General features: G+C 35.2%; 6 protein-coding genes. 2 read left to right on the top strand and 4 right to left on the bottom strand.

Annotated elements, in window-relative coordinates; translation table 11 throughout:
* Positions 1-650 precede the first annotated feature (650 nt).
* Positions 651-1,778 carry an SEL1-like repeat protein gene (locus H9629_RS15220; RefSeq protein WP_191731450.1) on the top strand — a complete coding sequence of 376 codons (1,128 nt, stop codon included), beginning with the start codon at positions 651-653 and terminating at the stop codon, positions 1,776-1,778.
* Positions 1,779-1,961: 183 nt separating this feature from the next.
* On the opposite strand, the gene H9629_RS15215 is transcribed toward H9629_RS15220, so the two are convergent.
* Genes H9629_RS15215 through H9629_RS15205 form a run of 3 tightly spaced genes read right to left on the bottom strand, consistent with a single transcriptional unit; the run spans position 1,962 to position 4,360 of the window.
* The gene (locus tag H9629_RS15215; protein WP_039048289.1) at positions 1,962-2,408 is read right to left on the bottom strand and encodes a hypothetical protein; all 447 of its coding nucleotides are present in this window, start codon (positions 2,406-2,408) and stop codon (positions 1,962-1,964) included.
* Positions 2,409-2,411: 3 nt separating this feature from the next.
* Positions 2,412-3,323, bottom strand: a complete 912-nt coding sequence (locus H9629_RS15210; protein WP_180192453.1) for an endonuclease/exonuclease/phosphatase family protein — start codon at positions 3,321-3,323, stop codon at positions 2,412-2,414.
* A gap of 14 nt (positions 3,324-3,337) precedes the next feature.
* Complete coding sequence (locus tag H9629_RS15205; protein ID WP_212771798.1) at positions 3,338-4,360, bottom strand: Abi family protein; 1,023 nt, start codon at positions 4,358-4,360, stop codon at positions 3,338-3,340.
* Between the two features lie 186 nt (positions 4,361-4,546).
* On the opposite strand from H9629_RS15205, the gene H9629_RS15200 reads away from it, so the two are divergent.
* A complete protein-coding gene (locus H9629_RS15200; protein WP_191731448.1) occupies positions 4,547-5,848 on the top strand; it encodes an ISNCY family transposase in 1,302 nt (433 codons plus the stop codon).
* Positions 5,849-6,112: 264 nt separating this feature from the next.
* Here the strand turns inward: H9629_RS15200 and H9629_RS15195 are convergent, their stop codons facing one another.
* Positions 6,113-6,670 (bottom strand): hypothetical protein, encoded by a 558-nt coding sequence (locus tag H9629_RS15195; protein ID WP_191731446.1) that lies wholly within the window; start codon positions 6,668-6,670, stop codon positions 6,113-6,115.
* Positions 6,671-6,812: the final 142 nt, after the last annotated feature.

Genomic DNA, 6,812 nt, shown 5'->3' with positions numbered 1-6,812 from the left:
TGTAAGTCTTCTGTTTCTTGCTCATGGTAAACTCCTGATGAGTGTCTATAGTTTACCAAGTTAAAACCTCCTGTTTTCTCAGCACACATCAGTTAGTAATGTGTGTTCTAACAAGAGTGTTTCACTTAAGAGATTTTATGTTAAGCAGATGATCAAAAGGCCCATGAATCGAGCCTTAACCTAACGGCCAAGGAGGATTATTTTTAATTTTTATGAAGTAATAATACTTGACTAAGATATCGGCAATATGAGCCAAACAAAACAAAAGTAGCATTAAATATACGATCAATAAGCAGATCATGAATACTGTTTCCCAACTTTCATAGTAGTTTTTATATATTTTTTTACTTACGTCCCACCCGTGAAGACTGATTAGAATTACAGTAATAATTAAAACAGTTAAAACAATTAAAACTTCCATATATTTAGTGTATTTATAACTTCAAATTTTGAGCATATAAGATAGATATTTTTTAAACAATATAAAAACTCTTAGATCAACCTTGAAGATAGTTCTATATAAGATTGGCTTTGTTGTATAAACCTATCATTAAATATCCTTTTCAACCCTATAATTATTGGATGAATAAATTTGATTAACTTAAAGAAATATTGATTAGAATGAGTTTTATTCTAATCAAACTTAAATTATGAACTTTAAAAAAAGTCAGTTTTTACCATTTTTCTTCAGCATTGTATCGAGTGTCTCTTTTGCTCAGTCTTCTCACTTTAATGATTTATTAGATGCTGCTGCCCAAGGGAATGCAGATGTGCAATATAACCTTGGAGAGATGTATGACAAGGGCCAAGGTGTCGCTCAGAGTTATGAGAAGGCATTTGAATTCTTCAGTACGTCTGCGGCCCAGGGGAATGCTAATGCGCAATTCAGTTTAGCAGGAATGTATTTAAATGGTGATGGTGTTACTCAGAGTTATGAGAAGGCATTTGAATGGTTCAGCAAATCTGCAGTACAGGGGAATGCTAAGGCACAAAATAACCTAGCAGCGATGTATTACGATGGTCTAGGTGTTACCCAGAGTGATGAGAAGGCATTTGAATGGTTCAGCAAATCTGCAGTACAGGGGAATGTTAATGCGCAATATAGTCTTGCAATGATGTATTACGATGGTCGAGGTGTCGCCCAGAGTGATGTTAAGGCGTTTGAATGGTTTAGTAAGTCTGCAGCACAGGGGAATGTAATGGCGCAATATTATCTGGCAATACTGTATGACAGTGGTCAGGGTGTCGCCCAAAGTGATGATAAGGCATTTGAATGGTTTAGTAAGTCTGCAGCACAAGGGAATGCGCTAGCACAATATGACTTAGCCGTGATGTATTACGATGGTCGAGGTGTCGCCCAGAGTGATGTTAAGGCGTTTGAATGGTTCAGTAAATCTGAAGCAAAAAGGGGAATGGCGGCAGCGCAATATGGTCTTGGAATAATGTATGACAAAGGTCGAGGTGTCGCCCAAAGTGATGTTAAGGCGTTTGAATGGTATAGCAAGTCTGCAGCACAGGGGCATGTAGATGCGCAATATAACCTAGCAGTAATGTATGAAACGGGTAAAGGCACAAGCAAAAATACAATCTTGGCAAATGAATGGTATCTAAAAGCAGCAGATAATGGTGATGCAATGGCCCAATTTAATATTGGTAATAATTATCTATATGGTCGAAATGGTTTACCAAAAAATCGTACACAAGCTTTAAAGTGGTTTAAAAAAGCAGCAGATAATGGGAATGTACAAGCAAAACTAGTGCTTGCAGGGTTACAGTAATTAGGTAAGTCTTTCTAAAATTAACATAATATACATTATATGAAATTATAAAAATTATTTTATTTCACTGATATTTATGTCTTTTTTAAATTTTAGACTTGGGTTATTGCCCCGTTTTTTTATTGCATATAAGAGATTTTATGTTAAATAAAAAGGCACCTCACGGTGCCTTTTATCTCTAATTTAGCTATCAGCAAGAAGTAATTTATAAAACTTACCAACCTCTGTTCTTGTAGCTAATTGGGAAAGACCCCTAATTAAGCTTTCTTTATCAGAGTATGCCGATGTATCGCCATCAACTTTTATTCTTAGTGGATATCCATCTTCATTTTCTATAATTTCAGCAATCTCATACGATTTAGAGCCATTAGACAAACGAAGAGCTTTATAAGACTCAGTCGAATAATCATTTAAAATTGATGCTGCTGAGGCCCACAAGGCATTGGTAGTCTTGTGTCGAATCGTACGTGTTAGATTATCTATTTTAGTAAAAATTTTGTTATCTGACGCTCTCTTAAATGATTGAGAAAAATCCTCGAATATTTCTGCAATTTCATTTTTATTACTTTCAGCTACATCTGCTCGTTGAATACCTATGGAGATGCTGTCTTCAAAATTAAAATGGCTCATGAGTTATGATCTCCATGTCAGGTTAAATTGAATTGGTAAATGATCTGACCAACGTTCAGTCTTATTGGTGATATCAAATATATTTAATATTTTTAGTGAATTCTCAGAATATTTCCATCCTGAATCACCTTCTATTAAGTTTTTAGCAAACATTACTTGATCAAAATTGAACCAATGTTGATAGTTTTTCTGTTTATAAAAATACGTTCCAAGAGTTAAATAAGGTACTGAATGGCTTAATGGAGGGGGAACATTCAAGAAGTTCCAAGAAGGATTATATAGCAGCTCAAATCCATTTTTACTTCGACTTGGAGATTTAGGCTCTCTAAAACTACATAAATCCTCGGTCAAGCTAGTGCAATATGGCTCAGTGTTAAAGTCACCAGCAATAATAATATTGTTATTTACTACTAACCAGTTATTTAAATGAAACCTTAAATTTTGCGCTACTTTCTCCCTGACCTTCTGAATTTCAGGGGTTAATATACTTGGCCAATGTACTAATACAAAACTCAATAGTTCTTGGTTATAAACATCAATAAAGTCATACTTTTGACCGCTTTTAGAGAATTCTCCCTTATAGCTTGAATCCGTATTTTCACAGTCATGGTGCTTTTCTGTTTGAATTAATAAAAATTTATCCGAACGATAAATGATACAGGTATCAAATCGAGTATTTCCTCTTTGTTGGGTTCCATTAGCAACTCTATAAGGGATCTTGAAACGCTCAAAAATACTATTTAAGTAATTTACGGAAGTATCATCAATCTCTATTAATCCAATAAAATCAATATTTTGTGTTAATAGTCTTGCAATAAAACGTTTGCTTATTCTCCAACTTCTTTGATCAACTGCTGATCTAGAGGAACTTATTTTAGCATTCCAAATAATTATATTTAGATCAGTAGTTGGCATAATTGAGTTCCATTTTACCTAATCCAAAGAGGGTCAGTATTCCAATTAGTGGGGAACCCTGCTTGATGCATATGATTATTGGCAAAAGGATATCTATTAAAAATATCTTCTAGTTCTGCTCTTAGGTCCAAATTTTGGATTTGAAGCTTCTTTAGCATTTTTTGAATGACAGCAATGGTTGTATATGGTCGGTGTTTATTAGGTGATGAAATAGTTAAAACATTATTTAAATTACTAGGAATAGAAAGTTTTGCATTCCATAGGCGACTGTGGTGAGCACAACGATTACGGACATCTCGAATACATCGGATCCAATTCACTAAAACTTTGTAATCCTTTGCGCCAAACTCTTTTGCTAAATTATCGAAATCTATAGTTGGTAAGCTATGATTAATAGCATCATATATTTTATAAATTTGACCTAAGCTTAATAGTTCACTGGCAATCCAAAATGGGGGTAAGTTTTTATATTTATCATGCTTGTCATTGTAATATTTTGATCTATAGTTTGAAGCATAGAGTTCTTTTTCTCGATTAAAGTCATTACTTATTTTGTCTCTAATAGAATCAATAGCATAAGTGTTATTTCGAACAATAAAAAAAAGAGAGTTATCTAAATACCAAAATGGATCTGAAGTTGTTCTGGAAATTAGATGATCCAACCTGCTGCGTAATTTAACTTCTATTTTGGCAATAGCTTTAAACATCAGTATTCTTAGCTCTTCATCAAACCTATATAGTTCAACACCTGATTCGAAAAAAGAATTAGAACGATAAACCTTAGGGTTAGTACCTTGCAGGTCAAGCATCGGATGAAGATATATTTTGAAATGGTAATAACTAATTTGGCTTAAAATCTTTTCTGCTTCAACTTCATTACTAAATAACAGATTTTTCCCTTTTAAATCATTAATTAAATCAATTGGTTGTCTATATGGTTTTAAATATAAGGAATAAGGCATATTAATTAATGTAATGAAATATAAGCAAAAAAAAAGCTCACTAGAAAGTAAATTAATACTTGCTGCGAGCGTCATTAAGTACAATATAGTAAGTTAAGATAGTTTTGTCAAATAGTTAATGTATTAGAATTTCTAAAATTAACATAATACACGTTATACGAATTCCCAATGTTAGAACCCATTCAAAATGTCTATATTCTCACCAATAAAAATGTCTAGTTTATGATGGTTTAAACATCATGGACTGGATATGAAATATAGATGCTGATCACTATGTCTGACAAAGAAATTCAACGTCTTACCCAAGTCCGTGCTGCTGAAATCCTCAATCTTTCAACCCGTCAAATTACCCGGTTATTACAAAAGCTCAATCAAGATGGTGTCTCAGGTATGGCGCATGCCAGTCGTGGTCAACCAGGTCATCGTCGCCATGATGATTTATTAAAATCAAAATGTCTTTCCATTATTTCTGAACATCTGCTGGGATTTGGACCCACCTTGGCCCATGAGAAGCTCAGCAGCATATTTGACCTGAATATCCCGGTAGAAACGCTTCGGCGCTGGATGACTGCAAATGACCTCTGGATTCCGCGATCCAAGCGCCTTAAACGTCCATATCAGCCACGTTATAATCGGGATTGCTTCGGTGAGCTGATCCAGATTGATGGCTCATATCATGACTGGTTCGAAGGACGCGCTGCTAAGTGCTGTTTATTGGTGTATATCGATGATGCCACTGGAAAGCTGTTACATCTGCGCTTCTGTGAGGCGGAAACGACCTTCGACTATATGCTTTCAACCCGAGCCTACATTGAACAATACGGTAAGCCTCTGGCCTTTTATAGCGATAAACATTCGGTCTTCCGAGTGAACCAGAAATCGAGCCAGGACAGCAAGATCACGCAATTTGGCCGGATTCTGAATGAGTTAAACATTGATATTATCTTTGCCAACTCACCACAGGCCAAAGGTCGCGTAGAACGCGCGAATAGAACCCTTCAAGACCGTTTGATCAAGGAGATGCGTCTGGAAGGCATCAGTTCAATTGCCGAAGCCAATGCCTGGCTACCCTGCTTTATTGAGCATTTCAACCAGAAGTTCACCAAGTGTGCGAGAAACCCAAAGAACTTGCATCGATCTTTAACGGAATCTGATGCTGAGCTGGAGGATATATTCACCTGGCAGGAACCGCGTAAGGTCACAAAGAACCTAACCATCACGTATGACAAGTGTATTTATCTGCTTGAACCGACACAGCTGAATCATAAGCTTGTTGGGCAATACATTTCATTTCTGGAATACCCGGATGGCACTGTGGCCATCATGCATGAAGGACGGAAGATTAACTATAGCGTCTTCAATAAACTGGCTGGACTACAGCAGAATGCAGTGGTTGAGAATAAACGGTTAGGCTCGGTTTTAGCCCATATCCAGCAGCAACATGAGGAGTTGGAGAAACAGAATAAACGTTCCCGTCTCAAGAAAAGTATGCCGAGTCGTAAAGCTCAGAAAGCTGTTATTGAACAAAGAAATTTAAATCCTGTGCTTGACTCTTGCAGTTAAAAACAGGACATTTTAAATGGTTTATCGCATAGACATTTTAATTGGTGAATAACACCCAAGGCATGGCTTTTAGTCATGCTTTTTTTATCAAAAGAGTATAGCTGAATGATAAAGAGCCCAATAGCATTCGATATCTATCATTAAACTTAATGCAATAATTAAATGATAGTATTATCGTTGGTCTAATCAAATTAAGACTAAATGATAGTAATGGAAACTACTAATTTCGTATAACCACCAATATGTTAAATGGGACTAAGTATTTCAATTTGATCTGTATTTGCGATTATCGAGTACGTTCATAAATATTAATGTGATGACTATAATAAGGACATATTGCAAACTAAAAGCAATAGCAGAAATATAAGGATGTGCGAAACTGTTTAAGTAGGTAAGAGTATCGCCTTTACGCCATTCTTTATATGGAGGAAGAGGCTCATCATTGATAAAAAACCAATTCAGGTTGATTAGGCTTAAGGTAAAGCAGAAAAATACAATTCCAAGCCAGCCATTGATAGACTGCTGGTTTTTATTCAATTTTGCATAATGCTGACGTATTTGTTTTACATGTGTGGCGGGTAGTGGGTATCTTAAATAATTAATAACAATAAGACCAATCACGAAAAAATTACATATTGCAAAATAGTCATTTAGAAACTTATGCTGGCTTGAAATCGAAGAGGAAATTGTGTTCGGAAATAAGCCATTAAATGAGAAATCAAAACTGACTATGACTAATGCGATTGCAGTGGGGATCAGATAAAAATAATAAAATGGTGCTGTAACATCTAAATAATATAAAAAAGCTGATTTTTTTTTCATGATTTTTGGTGATTTGGTTTAAGTTTTTCTAAAATTAACATAATACACCTTATACGAAATTAAAATGTAAGCCCAAAATAGAAATGTCCGGTTTCTCCAAAGTAAAAATGTCCGCTTTTAGAATATGCACTTTTGCAATTTC

The organism is Acinetobacter pecorum (genome assembly GCF_014837015.1).
In the GTDB taxonomy this organism is placed as follows: Bacteria; Pseudomonadota; Gammaproteobacteria; order Pseudomonadales; family Moraxellaceae; genus Acinetobacter; species Acinetobacter pecorum.
Note: the sequence above shows the minus strand (reverse complement) of the source record. Positions and strands in the feature narration are given on the sequence as shown.